Origin of the sequence: Nostoc sp., from assembly GCF_036917155.1 — a bacterium.
In the GTDB taxonomy this organism is placed as follows: domain Bacteria; phylum Cyanobacteriota; class Cyanobacteriia; order Cyanobacteriales; family Nostocaceae; genus Nostoc.
Map to the genome: position 1 here is coordinate 1 of NZ_JBALDZ010000129.1, position 21702 is coordinate 21702.

15 protein-coding genes are annotated in these 21702 nt (G+C 40.4%); 6 read left to right on the forward strand and 9 right to left on the reverse strand.

Going from position 1 to position 21702, the window contains the following annotated elements; translation table 11 throughout:
* Positions 1–369 precede the first annotated feature (369 nt).
* From V7K67_RS34435 to V7K67_RS17730, 3 genes are all read right to left on the reverse strand, one after another.
* Positions 370–498: a hypothetical protein gene (locus V7K67_RS34435; protein ID WP_442943855.1), complete on the reverse strand. Its 129-nt coding sequence runs from the start codon at positions 496–498 to the stop codon at positions 370–372.
* A 72-nt stretch (positions 499–570) separates the two neighbouring features.
* Complete coding sequence (locus V7K67_RS34440; RefSeq protein WP_442943856.1) at positions 571–717, reverse strand: hypothetical protein; 147 nt, start codon at positions 715–717, stop codon at positions 571–573.
* A complete protein-coding gene (locus V7K67_RS17730) occupies positions 714–1088 on the reverse strand; it encodes a DUF433 domain-containing protein (protein ID WP_334731942.1) in 375 nt (124 codons plus the stop codon). The genes V7K67_RS34440 and V7K67_RS17730 overlap by 4 nt, the downstream gene beginning before the upstream one ends.
* A gap of 674 nt (positions 1089–1762) precedes the next feature.
* Between V7K67_RS17730 and V7K67_RS17735 the strand changes: the two genes are divergently transcribed.
* The 4 genes from V7K67_RS17735 to V7K67_RS17750 all read left to right on the forward strand — a co-directional run bounded on the left by V7K67_RS17735 (position 1763) and on the right by V7K67_RS17750 (position 7863).
* A complete protein-coding gene (locus V7K67_RS17735; RefSeq protein ID WP_335167749.1) occupies positions 1763–4519 on the forward strand; it encodes a DUF3131 domain-containing protein in 2757 nt (918 codons plus the stop codon).
* A 166-nt stretch (positions 4520–4685) separates the two neighbouring features.
* Positions 4686–6668, forward strand: coding sequence for a glycosyltransferase (locus V7K67_RS17740; RefSeq protein ID WP_334731944.1), 1983 nt, complete (start codon positions 4686–4688; stop codon positions 6666–6668).
* Between the two features lie 47 nt (positions 6669–6715).
* Positions 6716–7429, forward strand: coding sequence for a PIG-L deacetylase family protein (locus V7K67_RS17745; protein ID WP_334705504.1), 714 nt, complete (start codon positions 6716–6718; stop codon positions 7427–7429).
* A gap of 107 nt (positions 7430–7536) precedes the next feature.
* The gene (locus tag V7K67_RS17750; protein ID WP_334705503.1) at positions 7537–7863 is read left to right on the forward strand and encodes an STAS domain-containing protein; all 327 of its coding nucleotides are present in this window, start codon (positions 7537–7539) and stop codon (positions 7861–7863) included.
* Positions 7864–8088: 225 nt separating this feature from the next.
* Here V7K67_RS17750 and V7K67_RS17755 read toward each other — a convergent pair whose 3' ends face one another.
* A complete protein-coding gene (locus tag V7K67_RS17755; RefSeq protein WP_334731945.1) occupies positions 8089–9279 on the reverse strand; it encodes a SpoIIE family protein phosphatase in 1191 nt (396 codons plus the stop codon).
* Between the two features lie 150 nt (positions 9280–9429).
* On the opposite strand from V7K67_RS17755, the gene V7K67_RS17760 reads away from it, so the two are divergent.
* Together V7K67_RS17760 and V7K67_RS17765 are read left to right on the forward strand one after the other, a co-directional pair.
* On the forward strand, positions 9430–9846 hold the full coding sequence (locus tag V7K67_RS17760) for an ATP-binding protein (protein WP_334705501.1): 417 nt from the start codon (positions 9430–9432) through the stop codon (positions 9844–9846).
* 85 nt (positions 9847–9931) lie between these two features.
* Positions 9932–10201: a hypothetical protein gene (locus V7K67_RS17765; RefSeq protein WP_334731946.1), complete on the forward strand. Its 270-nt coding sequence runs from the start codon at positions 9932–9934 to the stop codon at positions 10199–10201.
* Between the two features lie 171 nt (positions 10202–10372).
* On the opposite strand, the gene V7K67_RS17770 is transcribed toward V7K67_RS17765, so the two are convergent.
* The 5 genes from V7K67_RS17770 to V7K67_RS17790 form a co-directional block, all read right to left on the reverse strand.
* Positions 10373–12790 carry an ATP-binding protein gene (locus V7K67_RS17770; RefSeq protein WP_442943857.1) on the reverse strand — a complete coding sequence of 806 codons (2418 nt, stop codon included), beginning with the start codon at positions 12788–12790 and terminating at the stop codon, positions 10373–10375.
* 4 nt (positions 12791–12794) lie between these two features.
* A complete protein-coding gene (locus V7K67_RS17775; protein WP_334705499.1) occupies positions 12795–13319 on the reverse strand; it encodes a Rab family GTPase in 525 nt (174 codons plus the stop codon).
* A 174-nt stretch (positions 13320–13493) separates the two neighbouring features.
* Complete coding sequence (locus V7K67_RS17780) at positions 13494–15680, reverse strand: OmpA family protein (protein ID WP_335167754.1); 2187 nt, start codon at positions 15678–15680, stop codon at positions 13494–13496.
* A 149-nt stretch (positions 15681–15829) separates the two neighbouring features.
* Complete coding sequence (locus V7K67_RS17785; RefSeq protein WP_335167756.1) at positions 15830–16486, reverse strand: hypothetical protein; 657 nt, start codon at positions 16484–16486, stop codon at positions 15830–15832.
* A gap of 325 nt (positions 16487–16811) precedes the next feature.
* Complete coding sequence (locus V7K67_RS17790) at positions 16812–21518, reverse strand: GAF domain-containing protein (protein ID WP_335167758.1); 4707 nt, start codon at positions 21516–21518, stop codon at positions 16812–16814.
* Between the last annotated feature and the right edge of the window lie 184 nt (positions 21519–21702).

Consider the following 21702-nt stretch of genomic DNA (forward strand, 5'->3'; position numbering starts at 1 on the left):
TCTTGCTCTAAACGGTTAGTCTGGTCAGGTGAAGTCTCCTACAAGCCCCTAGCTTCAGCTATGGGGTTGGTACTCAACTAGAGAACCCTGACATTCTTATGATAGACCTAGTTCAATTTTATGGCTTCTTGGTTGAGAAACACCCTAATCAATAGACATCTGGTGAAAATGAATGTAGAGACGTAGCACTGCTACGTCTCTACAAGGATTCTGTATAACGCATATTTAATTTCTGGAGATGTCTAATATAAACATAAAGCTAAAGCTAATCTAAAATTTAATCTTGCCATATAGCTTAATCTCCTAATAATTCGTAGGGGGTGCAAATTATTGGTAAGTCTTTACGGAATAAAAATCCGCATCGAACCTCTATAGATTAAGCACAATCTCAATCAAACGTTCGACGCACCGTTCACGATATTTGGAGTCATTTAGCAGTCGATCGGTATTTCCAATCGGAATCACGGGCAAAGATATTGCAGTGTTTTCTTCACGCATGACAAGCTGCTAGTGAATCCTTCCCTTTCATACTGCGATTGGCTGTGAGCAAAATCATCTGGTTTTCCTGAGCTACTTGTCATCACTATTGATTGACAACTCCATCTCAGCAAATGTGACAAATTGAATCGAGACTGTATCAAGCCAACCTTGACTAGCGATCGCACCAAAAAAAACCAGTGCATGTCCTTTGAGATTGTGGTCGATCAAAAAAATCATACTTTAGATTCACGTTTTGCCCTAGCTGCCTGAAGTTTTTCCCAAGCCGCTTCGGTTCCGGGTTTTGGAGGCTTTACAGCAATTCGAGCAATCAGATCGCGATTTTTCTCTTCATAGTACTGCTGAAGCTCTTCAGCTTCCTTGAGAACTATTTGATACTCAGCTTCAACATCGGCACGATTTATCTCAATGTAAGCTAGAGCAGCATTAATTTGTTCTTCGGTCAGATCGAACAAGCCTCGGATAAACTTAGGTGGGTACTGTTCTGTTACATAGTCCATCACGTCATACAGAGTGATACGAGTGCCTGCGATCGTCAGTCCGCGTTCTGTGCGAATAATAGCTGCTTGCCCATTTGATGCCAGAGTCATAAGCTGTCGTGCATTTAAATTGTATAATATTGGGTCTAAAACCCTTCCATAGCCTAGAGTCAGCTAAAAAACTAGATGCGTGGCAGCTTATCTCAATGCTTCTCTGAAACTAACTCCATACTACCGAAAAACTTATGAATTAAGGTGTGGGTATCCCGTTGTAGACATCACTATGCAATGTCCAAGATGTGCATCAACACCGCAAGAATAGCAAAAAATGTGGTAAACAAAATCACATATTTGAGACAGCACCATCAGTAATTTTCTTCCTCGCAGCACTTAATGCTGTAATACTTTTTCCAGTGCCGCTCGCTGCAACCAATAGTGATTTTTGAGCATTAGACATCTCCAGAAATTAAATATGGGTTATCCAGAGTCCTTGTAGAGACGTAGCAGTGCTACGTCTCTACATTCATTTTCACCAGATGTCTATTCGATACAGCATACACATCTATGAATTTCTGCTGCCAATCTCCCAGTTCTCTGTATTTGTTAAGTGGCAACGATATTCTCCTTGTAGCTAACTAGACCTGATGAAAACTCGATTTATGAATTATAACTGTACAGACGGGCTATGACGCTCCTAATTCCTTCTTTACACTATGATATACAAACCCCCTCAACAAAAGCTGTTGAGATGGATTGCATTGTTCCTAGTTGGGACATTTCTGCAATTGTTGTTTTACATCCCGACACCAGTCTTATCCCAAAATTCCAATAGCTGTAGCAATATTACAGCCCCGCTCACACCTGAAGAACAAACTTATGCTCGTGCTGCTTGGCAGTATTTTGTCAAAAATTATCAGCCAGCAACGGGGTTTACCAATTCTACTGGGGGTTATCCTTCGGGTACACTCTGGGATATGGGTAACTACCTGATGGCGTTGAATGCTGCACGCTGGTTGAATCTGACTGACCAAGCAGACTTTGATTCTCGCCTCAATAAGTTTTTGACGACTCTCAACACCCTGAAGTTATTTGAAGATGCGCTGCCAAATAAAGTTTATAACGCGGCCACTGCACAGATGGTTGATTATGGTAACAATCCACTAGAGCGGGGTATTGGTTGGTCGGCTTTGGATGTTGGGCGAATTCTGGCTGCTTTTGATGTCATCCGTACCTGTCATCCTCAATATAATGAGTGGCTCAAAGGGATTGTAGCAAAGTGGCAGGTGGCGCGATCGCTCAAAGATGGACAACTTTTTGGTGCTACTGTTCTCCCTGACAACAAAACGTTACTGGTGCAAGAAGGACGACTCGGCTACGAAGAATACGGCGCTAGGGGTTATCAACTCTGGGGTTTCTCTGCACCCAAGGCTATTGCTTTAGAACCGTTTAAGTTAGTCGAAATTAATGGTGTCCAAATTCCTGTTGATAGCCGTGACTTTCAAAGCACCAATGCTAATAATTATGTTGTGAGTGAGTCTTATATCCTGGATGGGATTGAATTTGGCTTGCAAGGTGAGTTAGCTGATTTTGCTGCCAGGGTTTTAGATGTCCAAAAACGGCGTTTTGATACCACAGGTCAGTTAACTGCCGTCACAGAAGATAATATCGACCAAGCACCTTATTTTCTCTACAACACCGTCTACGCCAACGGTGTCAACTGGGCAACTATTACCGATGCCAATCAACCTTATCCACAGTTTCGCAGCATTAGTACAAAAGCTGCTTTTGGCTGGCGCTATCTGTTTCCAGATAATGCTTATGCCCAAAAAGTTTTTGATGCAGTCAAGGATCTTCGCAGTCCTGATGATGGTGGTTACTATGCTGGTATTTATGAAGAATCAAAACAACCCAATAAAGCTTTGACAGGTAATACTAATGGGTTAATTTTGGAGATTTTATACTACAAAGCTAGGGGAAATCACCCTTTAATTGCTTCTGGTAAGCCTAGTGAAAATGCTTCTCCAGCAACACCATCAAATCAATCAAATTCTACTGGTAAGCCTAGTGAAAATGCTTCTCCAGTAACACCCGCAAATCAATCGAATTCTACTGTTAAGACTCCGATCGCAACTCCTGCGGACAATTCTAAACCGATAGAAGTGGCTGTTGCACCGATTCCACCAGTGGATAGTCCATCATCTAACCTGAAACTAGATCGACCACTGACGGTTATTGAACGGCGCTATGCAGAGGCGGCTTGGCAATACTTTCAAGCCAATTATCACTCTAAGAATGGGCTGATCGACGATCGCAGTGATTTCAAAGGCGCGACTCTCTGGGGATTGGGAAATTATCTCGCAGCCCTCCATGCAGCGCGATCGCTCGATATAATTACCCCCAAGGAATTTGACGGGCGCACTCGCCATCTGTTGGCAGCGTTGACAAAGTTACCATTATTTGCTGGAGAATTGCCGAGTCGGAGTTACGATACGCGATCGCTCCAACCAGTAGATTATGGTGGAAATCCAATTCCAGAAGGAAACGGCTGGTCAGCTTTAGATTTAGGTAGAATGCTGGCAGCGCTTTACAACTTAAAAACCTGTCATCCAGAATACACGGCTGCGGTAGATAAAATTGTGCTGGATTGGTCATACTTACGTGTGGTGCGCGAAGGTATTCTCTCCAGTGCCACTGTCACCAAAGAGCAAGATGGGCGATATCTCACCCGCATTAACCCAGAAATCCGCTTGGGTTATGAAGAATATGCCGCTCGTGCTTTTCAATTATGGGGGTTTAATCTTGAGCGTTCTGCTGTTGGGGGAGAATATCAAACTGCCTCAGTGGAAGGGGTGAAAGTCCCAATTCAACGCCATCGCACAGATACTAATTCCAAAGTTAACCAATACACAGTGAGCAATCCTTTTGTACTCTATGCCCTGGAGTTTGGACTAGATCCACAAATGCGATCGCTCTTTGAGCCAATTTTCCAGGCGCAAGCCGAACGTTACCGTCGCACCAGTACGCTCACAGCCTCAGCTACCACCTTGATTGACCATAAACCTTACACTGTCCACAGTACAATTACTGGACAAGGTGAGCCTTGGGCAGCTTTAGGAGATGACGGTAAACCAGTACCAAAGGGGCGATTGGTAAGTACAGCAGTAGCTTTTGCCTATAATGCCCTGCTTCCAGAAAATAAGTATAGTCAACAGTTACTCCAAGGGACGACTGACTTATATAATCCATTAGCTGGATTTTATGAGGGCTTCTACGAAACCACCGGCAAAACAGCAATTGGTTTCACTAGCGACACCAACAGTATAATTTTGCAATCCTTGCTATACAGCGTGACAAATCGACAACCCTTAATTCGGCCGACTACTATCACGAACTCTCTTTGGTGGCAAGCTGTCACCGAGGGAAATTCTGGGCGGGGTCTACCTAGCACTGCCACACAACAAACCAAGTTAATTTCTGATAGTTCTGGAAGTTACTGGGTTTCAGATGGTAAAAATACCCATTTAGTAACTGGCACAAAATAACAGAATTGTTGTAGAGACGTAGCAGTGCTACGTCTTTACATCCGATTTATACCTCAATTCAGCAACGCCAATTTTGGGTTAATCGAGAATAAGTTGTTAGTTATAAATTTAACTAGGGAATACTTGTTTTGAGGGGGATGCAGATACATTAACTATCGGTACTAAAATGACTTCAGCTTCTATTATTGATAATTCCGCAAACTTTTCCGGTAACAGCCGCTCATTACTCAAAAAAAGAACCCTGTTATTTCGTTATCTAGCAGAAATCAATTTAATTTTTGGCATCTGGTATTTGCAATGGCGCATCACCCATTCCATCAATTTTGATGCCCTCTGGATTTCTATTCCTTTGCTGATAGCAGAGATTTATAGCTATTTTGGTGGCGTAATGTTTGTAATTGGCTTATGGCGACCTTTAGTCCGACAAATTAAGTCTCTCGACCAAATGACCCCACCTATACCCAGAGCCGACTGGCCAACAGTGGATGTGTTTGTAACCTGCTACAACGAGCCACCGGAAATTGTCGAAGAAACTGCTAAAGCAGCCCTAGCAATGGATTATCCGCCAACAAAGCTACGCGTTTATGTGCTGGATGATGGTAATTCGGCTGATATGCGAGCGATGACCGAAAGATTGTGTATTGAGGATTTGCAGTCTGCACAATTACAGAAAGAAGTAGTGCGAATTGATGCAGAACGCTCTTATTTGTTCGAGCGCTTGAAGCAACTAGAAAATCTCACAACTAATACTCAAGCTGCTGAACAATGGCTGCAAGCATCATCAAAATCAGTAGTTAACGATTCTGCTGCTGGATTTGTGCAAAGTCTGCGACAGTTAATTCTTTGGCTACCTCCCGAACATCATACTATTAGCGATCGCCTAATTAGCGAACGCAAAGCCTTACAAGAAGCTATTAGCAAGAAAGAACTAGAACTAGTTGAACTCGCTCGTTTTCGCTACATTGCCCGTCCCAAACCAGCTGGTGTACCCCACCATGCGAAAGCGGGTAATCTCAATTACGCGATTTTTTCGGGAGAAACTTCAGGACAGTTTCTTCTTACCCTAGATGCTGACCATATTCCTAAACCACAATTTCTCAAGCGAGTTCTGCCTTATTTCTACACCTATAATCTTTTCACAGGTAAATACGATCAGAATCAAATTGCTTTTGTTCAGACCCGCCAAGATTTTTACAATATTCCTCCAGGCGATCCTTTTGGACATCGAGCAAATTTATTTTATGGCCCACTTCAACAAGGCAAAGATGGCATGAATGCCGCTTTTTATACAGGCACAAATGCAATTCTGAGGCGGGAAGCACTGATTAGTGTGGGACTACAACATTTTGCTGATGAGTTTGCCAAAGATGAAAAACGTCTGAATGAATTTCAATTAATTGGTGGCGTATCCAGCAACAGTATTACAGAAGATATGAATACAGCGATGCGTCTGCATGGTGCTGGATGGAAATCTATTTATCATAATGAACTTCTAGCAGAAGGTTTAGCACCAGATGACCTGAGTTCTACTCTGAAACAGCGACTACGTTGGGCACAAGGAACTATCCAAGTGCTATTGAGAGAAAACCCGCTCACCAAACCAGGACTAAGTTTTTGGCAAAGATTGCACTATTTTAAGACGATGTATAGCTATTTCTCTGGTTTTGCAACTTTGGTTTTTATATCTTGTCCAATTATCTATTTTTTTACGGATATTATTCCAGTTAAAACCTATGGCCCTGACTTTGCCTTACACTTTTTTCCCGCTTTTATTATCAACCGTCTGACTTTTATAGCAGCCACCTGGGGCATTCCAGCTAGAGAAGTTTGGCGCTCTGAACAATATGCGATCGCTTTATTCCCCTTATTAATCCAAGCTGTATGGAGTGTATTCACAGGACAAAAACTCAATTTTCAAGTCACACCTAAGCAACGGCAATCTGGGATTTATCTCAAACTTGTTTGGCCACAATTAGTTGTCTTTATCCTGACCATTTTAGGAATATTATGGAGTCTTTATCAATTTGCAATCGGTCATCTGAATTATCCTGGCGTTCACTTACTCAATGGTGCATGGGCCATCTATAACTTATTGCTTTTGTCGGCTATCATCCGCGCCTCCGTTTGGCAACCTCCAAAAGAGGCCTAATGAGGAGTGCTGAGTTACTTGCAAATTCAATCTAGAAAAAAACAGCTATGAACACTTATTCAGACTTAAACAACTCTAGTCAGCGAAATGTCTTAACAATTTATGCTCATGCTGATGATGAAGTTCTACCTGCTGCTGGTACTCTCAGTTTGATGTCTAAAGCAGGGTGGAATGTTCATTGCTTAATTTTGACTGATGGCGGTCTTTCTAGTTCGCCTATTAAAGGTACACGTCATCAAGAAGCAGATGCAGCAGGTAAAATTATCGGTGCAACTTACGAGTTTCATGCCCTTGAAGAGTGCAACTTCTCAACCCAAGCAGTAATTAAAGTTACTGAAGAAGTTTTGGGACGCTGGCAACCCGATCTGATTATTACTCATGCACCACAACCAGAAAAATATGGGCATAGAGATCATGAAGTGTGTGCGATCGCAGTTTCTAATGTTGCTACCCGCAAAAACATACCTCTATGGTATTCAGCACCACCTGTTTTCTTACGTGGTTTTGAACCCAACTTTTTTGTAGATATCACCTCTGTAATTGAAGAAAAAGTTGCAGCTATTGGTTGTTATGAATCAGAGCTAAATAAAGCATTTATGCAGCTTGATGCCATACTGGTTTTATCTCGTTTTTGGGCACGAGAGTTAGGTCAAAAAGATGGCTATTTTGAAGCTTTTGAAATTTCTCGTCAATGGGTTGATGCTAGCTTTTTTACTGCCATAGCAAATAATAGTCATCACCAAGTAGTCAAACAGAGCTAATTGGATAAGCAACACAAAAGCATTGCTCTATCTATTGCAGTTTTCCTGATATCAATGCCAAAATATAAATACATAGTTTTCAAACCAAAATACAAGGAAATAAAACCATGAATTTGAGTGTAAAAATACTAGAATTGTCTGGAATTTTAGATGGTATTAGAGGTAATGAATTACGTCGTGAAGTTAGCAATATTCTGGAAAATGGAGCCGATGTTTTGTTGCTTGATATGAAAGAAGTAAAGTTTATTGATAGCTCTGGTTTAGGTGCTTTGGTATCAGCAATGCAAATGGTACGAGCTGCTAATGGCAAACTGTTTGTTTGTTCGATCAGCGATCAAGTTAGAATGTTGTTTGAACTGACTAAAATGGATAGAATTTTTCAAACCTTTGCTGATCAAGATGACTTCAATCGCCAAGTATTGGCAATACAGTAAGCTGCTAGTACAAGAAGGCAAAAGTAAAAAGAAAGAATGCTTATTTTGTAAGCTTTCTGGCTATTTTAAATGGTTGGTTTATTTACGCCGTGTTGTACTAGACAATACCAAATTTCAAGCTGCATACAGCATATTTTAGGTAAATGAGGTACAAAATTTAATAAAAAAGTCATATACCAAGAGACTTTCAACCCTGTTCCCTATTCCCTGCTGTATTTGACTATACTAACCAAAGTTAACTTTTACTAAAGATAAGTCATCATCAAGATTATCTTGAGCATTTAAGGTGAGAATGTTCGCTAATAGTTGATTAAGATTACAAGTATCTTTATGACTATATTTGGTTAGTAAGTCAATAAAAGCATCAATACCCCAAATTTTACCATCTGACTGATTAATTTCATAAGCACCATCACTAAAGATGTATAAAGTGCTGTTTGCTTCAACCTCAAAAACAGCATCCTCAAATTGAACTTCTGGTAAAAAGCCAATTGGTAAATCTAAAGAACTTAGCTGTTTAACTTCAATGCTGTTCGTAGAGGTATTAGATAACAATAAAGCTGGTGGATGTCCGGCGTTGGCATAAATGAGTTGACGTTTTAGGCGGTGATAAACTCCATACCAGATTGTGAAGTATTTATCACCGTGCTTCCTCATTTGGAAGGCGTGATTGAGTGCTTTCAAAACTTCACTTGGTTGACAAAAGTTAGTGTTTGGTAGAGATTGCGATCGCAAAACATTCAGCACTGATACAGATAGGAGGGCTGAACCCACCCCATGACCTGATACATCTAACAAATAAATTGCCAAATGATCCTCGTCAATCCAATGATGATCGAAGCAATCACCCCCTAGCTGTGCTGAGGGAATAAACAGATTTTCTGTAGTTACCGATCCTACAAGGGGTGAGGGTAAAAGCGATCGCACATAATCAGCGGCCTCAGACAATTCTGCTTCCAAAATTTGCTTTTGAGTTTGCAAATCCTGATTTAATGTCTCCAAAACTTGCTTTTGACTTTGTAAATCCTGATTTAGCTGGTGTAACCTTAATCCTGCTCTTACCCGTGCTTTCAATTCATTCATCTCTATTGGTTTAGAGATAAACTCATCTGCTCCCGCGTCAAGCCCCCTAACTCTATCTTCCTCCTCTCCTCGAGCTGCTCCTCTAGCCGTCAATAGAATAAAAAAAGTAGTTGCTAACTCTGGATCTGTTCTAATTCGACGACACACTTCTAGCCCATCTACCTGAGACATCATCCAATCACAGATAATCAAAGCAGGATGTAGCCTTTGTGCTTGTATAATTCCTTCTTCGCCATTGCTGGCTACAGTAGTCTCATAACCTTGCCTTTGGAGTGTGCTTTTCAGTACTGCTCGCACTGTCGGGTCATCATCAATAACTAGAATTTTAAACATAGATTACACTTTATGAAGTAAAATTATCGGTAATATAGTTGCTTTAATTCAAGTTATATGAAATTCAGATTTTAATGTATAGTAAAATTACTCAAATTAATCAACTAATTAACGAATATGATGATTTTAAAATATTTTCTTAGTTAAGAAGTGAATAATAAAATTTATCTCCAAGTCAACACAGACCTTAAAGCTTCACCTCAAGTTTTATCTTGGTTTGAGCAGATTAATCAACCACCTATTCTTGATAAACAAATTTGGTGGCAATGTCAAACGCTGATGATAGAAGGCTTTACTAACATTGTTGAACATGCCCACAAAAGTTTACCTATTGAAACTCCCATTGAGATGGAAGCTGTGCGCTTAGATGAATACATAGAAATTCGCATCTGGTCTCAAGGCGAACCCTTCGACTTAGAACAGCAATTGCGTCAAACATCTGAATTTGAAGAGAATGAGCAAGAGCGTGGGCGGGGTTTAAAAATTATGTCCGCCATTGCCGACAAGTTGAGTTATGAGCCGACAGGAGATAATCGTTACTGTTTATTTATTAGTAAATATTATTAAATTTGCGAACTAGTAAGAATAGCTATAGGATTACTATTTGATTTTTGAACAAAATTAGGTACTGTAGTGGCGTGTCAAGGCTAAAATGTTGCAAAAAAATTGTCGGTTGGGGAGCCACTGCGTTGCGCGGGTTAAGAGCGTTGTAGCAAGTGGTGTTGGAGGCTTTGCCAAAGCCAACAGATATCAGGATGTTGGGTTGCGCTCCGCTCCACCCAACCTACGTCTCATGCACTATTTTTTTGCTGCTCCGGTTGATAAACCAGGTATAGGAATAAAAGCACTCCCAAAGGTTGTTACTGCTGCTGCTGCAATTAATTTCCAGGCTAATTCTCTTTTAGACCTCAAGTCAACCTGATGATGGTAATATTTATTTACAGTAACCCAAGCATCCCTGCCTGTAAAAATTGCTGAAAAGCCAGTTATTTAGGAGGTTTTGCCGACAGTTGTACAGATAGTATTGCTGAGTAATAAACTTCAAGAAAATATGTTTTCATACATGCTAATAGCAGTAGTTAATGAAGGCTACTTAACTTTGGATTAAAAATTCTCGGATACGTTTAACAAATTCTTCTAACTCTACGATTAAGTCAGTTGTACCTCGACGCTCTTGGTCGTAAGCTAGTTGTTCTATTTTTTCTGCTACCAGATGCATGGTTGTAACTCCCATATTGGCACTAGAACCTTTAATTTGATGGGTTTGGAGCGCTATTTGCTCAAAGTCATGAGCTGCGATCGCTATTTTTATGACCTCTAGACGAGGTTCAATATCTTCAACAAACATTTGCAGTAGTTCCAATTCAAATTCTGGGTTGTTTTCAGAAAGTTGATGCAAGCGTTCCCAATCAATTGGGAGGTCAACTAAATCTACATCTGTTGTAGAAACTGTCTGCTCTGTGGCATCTATTTCTTTTGCTCTGAATATTACATTTTTCCAATGCTCAAGCATCGCCGCCAAATCTTCTTTCATCACCGGCTTGCTCAAATAGTCGTCCATGCCGGCATCTAGACACATTTGTTGGTCTTGTTTCATGGCATTAGCTGTCATCGCAATTACTACCGGACGACGACCACTAGCAAAGCTGCTTTCTTGCCAACGATGAATTTGTTTTGTGGTTTCCAAACCGTCAAGAATCGGCATTTGGCAATCCATCAGAATCAAATCGTAAGGAACTTTTTCTAATAGCTGCAATGCTTCTTTCCCATTATTAGCGACATCAGCACTGTAGCCGAGGCTTTTGAGTTGCTTCAAGGCTATTTTCTGATTTACCAAATTATCCTCAGTTAAAAGAATTCTTAATTTATGGAATTCAGGAGACGGGGAAGAAGAATCGGGGACGCTGAATAACTCCTGACTCTTGAAGGCCAGTTGCTTCACTTGGGGAGACTCGATCGCTGAGAAGACTGCATTGGCTGCTGCTGACTCCTCTGGAACAATAGAAGCGGCAATCGTAAAGTAAAATGTGCTACCTACACCTAGCTCACTTTCAACCCAAATTCTGCCACCCATTAACTCGCACAGTTGCTTGCAGATGGCTAGACCTAACCCAGTACCGCCATACTGTCGAGTAATGGAGGAGTTAACTTGACTGAAAGCTTTAAATAAACGCTCCAGGCGATCGCGTGGAATTCCAATGCCTGTATCTTTAACCCTAAACTGAATTTCGTCAGTATTTGCAGCAGAATGATTAATATTGCTATTTTTGCGGGTTGTAACTGAAACTTCTATGCTTCCAGTTTCGGTAAATTTAATCGCATTACTGAGTAAATTAATCAAGACTTGGCGCAGTCTAGTGATATCTCCCACAATCGTAGTAGGAAGCTCAGGAGTATCTAAAAACGTGAGTTTTAAACCTTTTTCTCTAGCTGTCGGCCCAAGCATATAAAGAGCATCATGAATGCAATTTCGCAAAGCAAAAGGTTCCTCTTCTAGTTCCAAGTGGCCTGATTGGATTTTAGAGAAATCAAGGAAATCGCTAATAATTTTGAGTAAGGAATTTCCACTTGTGTAGATGGTTTCAACAAAATCTTTCTGTTCGGCAGTCAATTCAGTATATAGCAACAAACTAGCCATACCACTTACTGATGCGATCGGAGTCCGAACTTCATGGCTAATCATCGCTAAAAATTCCTGTTTAGCAAGTTCTGCCTGTTTTCGTTCAGTCATGTCTCGCAAAATATAAACATAACCTTGAAAATGTTCAATTTCTGTCTTGACTATTGAGGATGAGAAAGCTATAGGAATTGTTTTACCACTTTTGGTATAGCAAACGGTTTCCACCTCTTTTACTAAAGTATTTATGTCTTGACCATGAGATATATCAATACATTCTATATCTGCAACTATCAGTGGATAGTTATTAACTTCTCTAATAATTTTTGTGATAGATCGTCCGATTAGTTCTACTTCATTATATTGCAATAAAACTTGTGCAGCGTAATTGATTTTTTTTATCTCGCCTGATAGTGTGGTCACTAACAAAGCATCTGCCATTGATGTCACAATTTGGTCAATATATTGTTTAGAAGCCTTTAAGTTACGTAGCAAAAGATTTGCTTCATTTGCACCTTGAAACAAAGATTGCTCAAGAACCATCCGTTCGGTTGCATCTTCGACAACAATGATAATTCGATTCCTAGAATGGTCTTCTTGGATATTATCAGTAATCCGAATATCAATATACAAGGGAGAGCCAGAATTATGCGATCGCATAATTCCCTTTAATTCAAAATTATCTTGCTCTCCCTGTCTAATTGCATCGAAAATATCTTCAAGTCCCTCTAATTCAGGAAACACAATCCGAATATCCTGACCTAGCTTAACTTCATTAGGAATGTCGGCAAAATGATTTAGTCCCAAAGACATCTCTAGAATCTTCAAGTTTTCATCAATTATTAAATATTCAATACCACATACGGATAATAGCTTTGTCAACAATGAGTTCATCTTACTAAATTAGCCGATTGGCTAAAGATTGAAATATTTTATCAACATTATTGCCAGTTTTAGCTGAAGTTATGTATGTATCTAATATATTAGCTTGATCGGTGAATTGATACATTTGACGAATTTTCTCTAAATATTCGGCTGCAATCATATCTGATTTATTCAGCGCAACAACAATATAGCTTTTAGGATTAACAGCTAAAAAAGTTTGAATATGCTCCTGGATATGATTGAGTGTTTCTGGTTGTGTCACATCACCAACTATTACAGCACCTTTAGAACCTTGAAAATAATTTTTAGCAACTTCTTTAAATTTATTGCTGCCTTCAATATCCCAAATTATCAACTGTAAGTTTTGTCTACTAAGTAGGTCTTTTTCAGAAATACTAACCAATTTACGAGAGATTTTTACTCCTACAGTTGAAAGGTATTCGTCACTAAATTGAGACTCTACAAATTGACGAATTAGACTAGTTTTACCAACACCAAAATCACCAAATAAGCATATTTTTTTAGAGATTGTAGACATAGTTGGGGAAAAGTAGAGAATATTTTATCCAAATCATAGCTAATATAAATAGGACTTACGCAAAAACCCTCTCAAACTCTCATTCCTCCGTGGTCTCTGCGTCCTCTGTGGTAGCCTGCGGCAAGCCGCTCCGCGTCTACGTTTTTCGTTACCTTTGCGTAAGTCCTAATAAATTTAAAATTGCTTGTTTATCGGTTCTAGAGCGACACAGCGACTTAACCACAAGGGATGAGTTACATCGATTCCTGGTGGTAAATTTGTCCTACCAATGACTTGTAAACGAGATGGCTCGATACCTAATTTAATCAGTGCTTGTTGTACAGCTTTTGCTCGCGCCAGTCCCAATTTTTGAGATTTGTTCACGCTAGTATGGTCATAACTATAACCTATGATTTTTAAATGTTTATTTGGATGCTGATTTAGGAAAAACTTGACCTGTTGAACCTTATGCTGTAAATCCGTTTTCATTAAACTCGCTGAGTCGGGTTGAAAGTAAAATCGAATTTCAATCTGTGGGGGTTGCACTCGCACCGCACTAGACACAGATTTTACGCCGGGAATTTGTGCAAATGCATTAGCAATAATCTGAGCATCTGCAATTCGGTTGACAGTTCCTTCAACAGCGACTTTACCAGCGATGTATTGAGCGGAAATAGCTATATCGTCAGTCTGATTTAAAACTGCTGTGACTCGTTTAACTTCAGCAGCCGCTAATACGGGGTCTGCTGGTACTTCTACTAATAAAATTTGATTGTCAATCAACCAATTTGGAGAAGTTATTTTGACAATTTGCTCGGCTTTCTGGCGAAGAAGTTGATTAGGTAATCGTCCTGTTAATTTTAATTTATTGTGTTCTATTTGTACAGTGAGCCGATATACAGCTAGTTCTGGAGTAGAAGTTAGAGCCAAGGAAGTTTGATTTTCAATGGAATGTATAACTCCGCTACGGTATTGCCAAATGCCCCAAGGAATGAGAATACTGCTGATAACTGTTAAGACTAATATCTGTAGCGGTGATATTTTTGTTTTCTTTTTATCCTGAATACCTGTATTTTTCAGTTCTTCTAGAAGTGTATGAACTTCAATAGGTATTAAATCTGGATCGCCGTCAAAATTTTCAATTAAATTGCCATATTTTCTAACAATTGTGCTGAATACTTGCCGCATTTTTTCAATAAACTTTTTGCTTGGTTCTCCTTGCACAACGATGGCTAAATAACAGTATCCTGCAACTTCTAAAATTATTTTGGATGTCCCATATTCAATTGCATCTAATTCGGTTATGCTTCCAGATTGATTGATGCAATCATTGGCGAAGCTGCGGATTGCTGTGAGCATTCCTGCTACCATTTCAGCCTCTAGCTGCTCTACATCAGAGTGCTGAATATCTGAGATAATTAAACCAGATGCTTTATGAATCAAGAAAATGGCTTGAATTTTAAATGGTAAAGCTTCTTTAAGAATTAACTCTGCTTCTGAAACTCCCTGTAATTTGGCACGAATTTTACGTTTGATGCCTTCAACGCTGAGGGTTTCTTCAACTTGTCGGTTAATGGCACGGATTGTTTCTGCCATATATTTGGCGATGGTACTACCAATAATTGGGTAGAGTGCATCTACCACAATATTCTGTTCAATTTCAATTTGCTTTTTTATCGCTCGTCCCATCGCCGGAGCGATCGCATCTGAAACTTCTTCTGGAGCTATAATAATCTGTTGGGAAATAGCGAGAGGAATTACAGGTGCGATCGCTGTACTCATGCTCATTTTATCCTGTTCAGTGCGACTGCGGATAGTCTGATCGATAATAGGAGCAATTATCTGGACAATTTCTTCTCGCGACTCTGTAATCGTCAGCCTTAAAAGCTCAGAAATCCACGGTAGTAGTAGATTTACTAGCTCCTTAGGGTCATAAATTTGATTCTCTATTTTTGTTAACTTTTGTTCAAGTTTAGCTGTAATATTGTCTATTTCTGCTAGTTCATATCCGACCAATATCTCCCGTAATTTTTGCAAGGCATCCTCTGAGTTGTCTAACTTTTCCTCAAATTCTGCAAATATTTCAATAGATTCTTCTTGAGTAGTTTGTGAGTAATTAGATATATCTTGAGGAAAATTAAAATCTGACTCCAAATAAGCTTCACATACTTCTAATGTCACTGGAGGAAGTTGCAGTAATTCAATTTCTTCTAGAATATACTCATTCTTACGATCAGTTTCCAATGGTGATAAAGAAAAAGATTGCTCAGGTGATTCAATAATTTTGAGTTCGATCAGCAAATGCAGCAAATTATCAAGCTGCACAGCTTTTTCTGGCTTCAACTCAACAGATTGAGAAATCGAATTTTCCACCTGAGTCATCCTTTTAAGAGTGCTGAATGTTGAGTGCTGAGTTTGGAGTTAGGAGTTAGGAGTTAGGAGTTAGGAGTTAGGAGTTAGGAGTCATTATTTCCCCCTACTGCCTCATCTTCCCGATCTCCATCATCTCTCCTTACCTTCTGGCTTAATAATCACGAATGTAATTCTGCCGTACTGTTAGAGTGAGTTAACACTTTTGACAACTTTGTAGTTTCTAGAAGTGGTACAGCAGTATATTCATCGCTGCGTTCATCGGCTGCTTCTCGCAATTTAGGAATAAATTCAGTTTCTTTCAGACGCATTCCCAAGGCAAACAAAGTTTCAGCCATATCATCTTTAGAAACTTTAGTGTCTGTCAACTGCGAAAAGCGCCGATCTATTTCTTCTAAAATTAAATCCCGTAATGCCGTGACATCATCTTGTAAGTGGACTTTAGTTTGAAAGATTTCATCTCGAATGGAGGTAGTTTGGCTATCTAAGGTTTCATCAAGCGCCTGAACGCTGCTAGAGAACTTTTTATTAAGTCTATCAACCTGTTGCCGTAAGTCAAGAGTTTCTTCTTGAGTTGCTAGGTTGAGTGATTTCAGCTTTTTATCTAGCGACTCAAACCCCGCTTTTAGTTCAGCCGAAAAGTTGGACTTGAGTTGATCGACATGCGATCGCATCTGTTGTTGCAGGAGAGATATATCTGACTCCAGCTTGCTAAACCGATTTTCGTACTCTCTTAGCTGTGTTCCAAGAATAATATCGCGGATCTGATCGATATTGCCAAGCCTTTCTCGTACATCGTCTCTACTCATCTGACTCATTAGGAAAACCTCGCTTTTCGGGAATCAATTGGGAATAGAAGGTGATGCATTTAACTGACATTTAGGCTAAAAATTCTTAGCTTATGATGTAGCTAACTCATCGAACATACTTTTAGTACATTAGAGTTATTATTCCCAATTGTTCACAAGTTATATCGCAATCCGGTTTAGTTAAGGGCTACTTGCAACAATTTTGGGTTTTTGAGACGCGATAAATCGCCATCTCTACAAGTGTTTTGGGCTGATCTGAAGCATCTTATTTAATCCACGTTCCTTACTCAGAAAAAATCGTTAATGTTAATTATTTAATAAATATTATTATTTTTCATGTTTTGGCGCTACTATCTTTAGCGTTCAAGAATTTTTGGATGCGTTTAACAAAGTCTTCTAACTCTAAGATTAAGTTACTAGTACCTCGACGCTCTTGATTATAAGCTAGTTGTTCTAATTTTTCTGCTGCTAGATGCATGGTTGTAACTCCCATATTGGCACTAGCACCTTTAATTTGATGGGTTTCTCGTGCTATTTCCTCAAAGTCATAATCTGCGATCGCTACTTTAATTAACTCCAGACGAGGTTGAATATCTTCAACAAATATTTGCAGTAGTTCTAATTCAAATTCTGGATTATTTTCTGAGAGTTGATGTAAGCGTTCCCAATCAATTGGGAGGTCAACTGAATCGACATCTGTTGTAGGAACTGTCTGCTCTGTGGCAGCTGTTTCCTTTACCATGAATATCAGACTTCCCCAACGCTGTAGGGCCGCAGCCAATTTTTCTTTCATTACTGGCTTGCTCAGATAGTCGTCCATGCCGGCATCCAGACACATTTGTTGGTCTTCTTTCATGGCATTAGCTGTCATCGCAATTACTACAGGGCGATGACCACTGACAAAGCTGCTTTCTTGCCAACGATGAATTTCTTTTGTCGTTTCTAAACCGTCGAGAACTGGCATTTGGCAATCCATCAGAATTAAATCGTAAGGAATTTGTTCTAATAACTGCAAAACTTCTTTCCCATTACCAGCAACATCAGCACTATAACCAAGGCTTTGGAGTTGCTTCAAAGCAACTTTCTGATTCACCAAATTATCTTCGGCTAAGAGAATTCTTAATTTATGAGAATTAGAAGCTAGGAGTCGGGGGTTAGGAGTCAGTTTGAAATCCTGCTTTCTGCCTCCAGCCGACGCTCTCTGCGAGACGCTACGCGAACGCAGACTCGCTACCGCTGCGCTATCCTGCCTTCCTAAGATGCTCATGATGGTATCGAGGAGTCGGGATGGCTTAACAGGTTTGACTAAATAAGCCGCAAATCCTATTTTTAGTGATCGCTGGATTTCATCGCGTTGATTAGTAGAGGTAAGCATAATCAAAGGTAGCCCAGCGATCGCGGAATTTCCCTTAATTTGTTCTCCTAAAGTCATGCCATCTATTTCTGGCATCTGCATATCAATCACAGCTATGTCATAGGGATTTTTTTGCTTGGCAGCCTCCTGAATAGCTTTAAGACCAGTAGTAGCCGAAGCCGCCTGATCTACCAGCATCCCCCAACGGGTAGCTTGATGGTAGATGATTTTGCGATTAGTAGCATTATCATCCACCACTAATAAGCGCCGATTGAGCAAAAGTTCGGGATCGCTTTCTGAGGAAATAGGGTAAAGTTGGTTGGCGAGAGTTACTTCAAACCAAAATTTAGATCCTTTCCCCAACCGACTTTCTACGCCCATTTCTCCTCCCATCAAGCTCACCAGTTGCTTGCAGATGGCTAATCCCAAACCTGTGCCGCCATATTTACGGGTGGTGGAAGCATCTACTTGAGTAAATGGCTTAAAGAGTTTGCATTGGTCTTCAGGGGTAATGCCAAGACCGGTATCTATGACGGCAAAATAAATGGTAGCTGTAGTAGAGGTTTGCGATCGCAATTCTGCTCGTAATACTACCTCTCCGTCGCTGGTAAACTTGATCGCATTGCTGATCAGATTCATCAGAATTTGCCGCAGGCGGCCAGCATCGCCTTGGAGGTGGGTGGGGACATTGGGATAGATTAACGCTGCAATTTCTAATCCTTTGTTATGAGCCGGGGGAGCCAATAATTCCAACACTTCTTCTACACAGGTAGATAAGTCAAAATCTAGAGTTTCTAGCATCATCTCCCCAGCCTCAAGTTTGGACAGATCCAAAATTTCGTTGATTAGGCTTAAGAGAGCGTCGCCACTAATGCGAATTGTTTCGATAAAATCCCGTTGCTCTGAGTTCAAGGGAGTTTCTAACATTAAGCCTGTCATCCCTAACACAGCATTCATCGGAGTCCGAATTTCATGGCTCATATTGGCCAAAAAGGCACTTTTGGTTTGAGAAGCTAATTCAGCTTGTTGACGGGCAATTTCGAGTTCTCGTCGCTGTTGAGTTTCTGCATTTAACATTTGGGCTTGGGCTAAGGCAATACCTACTTGGTCAGCAATTTGCCGTAAAAGATGAGTTTCAAAGCTAGACCAGTGGCGGGTACTGCCACACTGATGGACAATCAGTAAACCGCAGAGTTCTTCTTTGACAAGCAGGGGTACGACTAAATTAGACTTGACTCCAAATTGTTGCAGTAATTCGATGTGGTTTTTTTGGGCTTCAACTATATCTAAGTCAGCAAGCCCCAGATTCCGTTTTTGACGGTACTGCTGTAGATAGTACTGCTGTATGTATTCGGCTTCAAAGTAAGCATCGGTATACTTTTTCTCTTTGATTGCCAGCCAGCCAGAAACTACTGCCTCAACGACAGTGGTTCCAGATCCATCTGCCAAAGGTTGATAAATTAAAACGCGATCGCTATGAAGAATTTTTTGGACTTCAGTAACAGTGATTTGGAGAATTTCTTTGATTTGCAAAGACTGACGAATCTTGAGGGTGATTTCAGTAAATAGTTGCGATCGCAAGTTTTGGCGTTGGAGTTCTTCTTCTGCCTGCTTACGCTCGATAAACTGCCCTACTTGCTCACCAATCGAATTCATGACTTTTGCCAAATTTGGATCAGCTTGCTGGATCTCATGGCTAAAGCAGGTAATGACACCAATGATTTTTTTATCGCTACGGATCGGAAACCCAAAAGCTCCATGCAGTTCTGCTTGGACAGCGATTTGAGAGCGGATGAAATTCTGATCTTTAACAACATCAGCAATCCATACAGGTTCAACACTAGCCCAGACACGACCAGGTAGCCCAATTCCTTGTCTAAACGTGGTCTGCCGACTGAGGATGTCAAATTCTTGCATTTGCAGCGAAATTTCATACCATGAATTTGACAATGACAGTAGATTTGCTTGCTGATCTACCATCCAAAATTCACTTAAATCCCATCCCAAACTTTCGCAGATTCCTTGCAGAATTTGGGGCATGGCTTCGTTGATTGTAGTTGACTCTGCTAAGACGCGGGTTGTAGCATACTCTGCTTTTAGATGCTGTTCAGTTCGTTTGCGTAAGCGCAGTTCCTCAAAGACATCACTGATATCGATCCCTGTGGCAACAACGTATTCAACGTCGCCCTCATGGTCTCGTAAGGTAGTGTTAGCCCAAGAAATCAGCCGCCGACTGCCATCTTTCGTTAGCCAATAGTTTTCGTATTTTTTAGGGCCTTCACCAGTTCGTAACTCCTCAAAAACTGCTCTCACCGGCTCTATCTCTTCAGGAATGAGAAACAGGTTCCAGAAATGCCTTCCTTTCACTTCATCAAATGAATAACCAGTGGTTTGTTCACAAGCTTGATTGAAGCGAACAATTTGCCCTTTAGAGTCAAGAACTATGACCAAAGCGCTGGTTGTATCCAGAACTGCTGAGATAAAGTTGCGTTCTGTTTTCAGTGTTTCCTCTGTTAATTTCTGCTCTTTTCCCTCACGATAAATAAAGTAGTAGACTGTAGCCAAAATCAGAAAACTTAGGCAAATTGCGATCGCCTGCATCAAAAGAGTATTGCGGGCACTATTTTTGGTGATTTTTAACTGCTGCTGAAGTTCTTCCGTCTCTTTCTTTTCCATCTCACGAATGATATTGCGGATATCACTCATTAAGTTATTTCCCTGATTTGTATTTATTACCTCCAATGCAGCATCTAATCCTAAATTCTGGCGTAAGTCGATAGTCTTTTTCAACTCGTTCAGTTTTACTGCAATTAAGGGTTCAAGGGTATCGAGTTTACTCAGTTGTCTAGAATCATCTGCTGTTAATTTTCTTAGCTCCTTAATTTCAGGAGCAAGTTTAGTAATTGCTGTCTGATATGGTTTTAGATACGCATCCTGTTTAGTGAGTATATAACCGCGTTGTCCCGTTTCCGCATCCTTGATGTTAGAAAGCAGTTCTTGCAAATTGTTGATTGTCAATTGGGTATTGTTCAATTTTTTACTAGTATGAATTAACACTTGCGTACTTTGATACGAAATCGTGCCAATCAAGACTAAAATTGCCAATGCCAATCCAAACCCGGCGGCAACCTTTTTTAAAAATTCTTTGCGTGTCTTCTGCGCCTGTTTGCGGGCATCACTTGCCAATACCAAACTTGCTAAACTGCGCCGCATTTCTAGTTGCTTGATTACCTGGCGGCCTAAAATTCGTAGTGCTTCAATTTGTTCTGAAGAGAGGTTTCTTGGTACATGGTCAACTACACAAAGGGTTCCTAGCGCATATCCTTCGGGGTTAGTCAGGGGTACACCAGCATAAAACCGAACATTCGGGTCAGACGTGACTAGCGGGTTTGTCGCAAACCTTTCGTCTTCTGTGGCATCAGGCACAACAAAAACTTCAGGTTGCATAATAGCATAGGCGCAGAATGCCAAATCGCGGGGTGTTTCTAGGGCATCCAAACCAACTTTTGACTTGAACCACTGACGATTAGTATCAATTAAGCTGATTAAGCCAATGGGAGTTCCACAAATATATGAGGCTAAACGGGTGAGGTCGTCAAAGGCAGCATCCGTTGGAGTATCGAGAATCTTATACTGCAAAAGAGATTCGATTCGCTGTGTTTCGTTATCAGGTAATGGTGCTTTCATTCTTCAGCCTTATACCATTTTGGATTTTAGATTTTGGATTTTAGATTTTGAATTACAGCAGGGAATAGGGAATAGGGAATAGGGAATAGGGAATAGGGAATAGGGAATAGGGAATAGGGAATAGGGAATAGGGAATAGGGAATAGGGAATAGGGAACAGGGAATAGGGAACAGGGAACAGGGAA

Bases quoted from the DNA above. Each gene is read 5' to 3' on its own strand.
- V7K67_RS17780 (WP_335167754.1), bottom strand. From the start codon at position 15,680: ATGACTCAGGTGGAAAATTCGATTTCTCAATCTGTTGAGTTGAAGCCA.
- V7K67_RS17770 (WP_442943857.1), bottom strand. From the start codon at position 12,790: ATGAACTCATTGTTGACAAAGCTATTATCCGTATGTGGTATTGAATAT.
- V7K67_RS17755 (WP_334731945.1), bottom strand. From the start codon at position 9,279: ATGTTTAAAATTCTAGTTATTGATGATGACCCGACAGTGCGAGCAGTA.
- V7K67_RS17775 (WP_334705499.1), bottom strand. From the start codon at position 13,319: ATGTCTACAATCTCTAAAAAAATATGCTTATTTGGTGATTTTGGTGTT.
- V7K67_RS17745 (WP_334705504.1), top strand. From the start codon at position 6,716: ATGAACACTTATTCAGACTTAAACAACTCTAGTCAGCGAAATGTCTTA.
- V7K67_RS34440 (WP_442943856.1), bottom strand. From the start codon at position 717: ATGATTTTTTTGATCGACCACAATCTCAAAGGACATGCACTGGTTTTT.
- V7K67_RS17790 (WP_335167758.1), bottom strand. From the start codon at position 21,518: ATGAAAGCACCATTACCTGATAACGAAACACAGCGAATCGAATCTCTT.
- V7K67_RS17740 (WP_334731944.1), top strand. From the start codon at position 4,686: ATGACTTCAGCTTCTATTATTGATAATTCCGCAAACTTTTCCGGTAAC.
- V7K67_RS17730 (WP_334731942.1), bottom strand. From the start codon at position 1,088: ATGACTCTGGCATCAAATGGGCAAGCAGCTATTATTCGCACAGAACGC.
- V7K67_RS17750 (WP_334705503.1), top strand. From the start codon at position 7,537: ATGAATTTGAGTGTAAAAATACTAGAATTGTCTGGAATTTTAGATGGT.
- V7K67_RS17785 (WP_335167756.1), bottom strand. From the start codon at position 16,486: ATGAGTCAGATGAGTAGAGACGATGTACGAGAAAGGCTTGGCAATATC.
- V7K67_RS17765 (WP_334731946.1), top strand. From the start codon at position 9,932: ATGTTGCAAAAAAATTGTCGGTTGGGGAGCCACTGCGTTGCGCGGGTT.
- V7K67_RS34435 (WP_442943855.1), bottom strand. From the start codon at position 498: ATGCGTGAAGAAAACACTGCAATATCTTTGCCCGTGATTCCGATTGGA.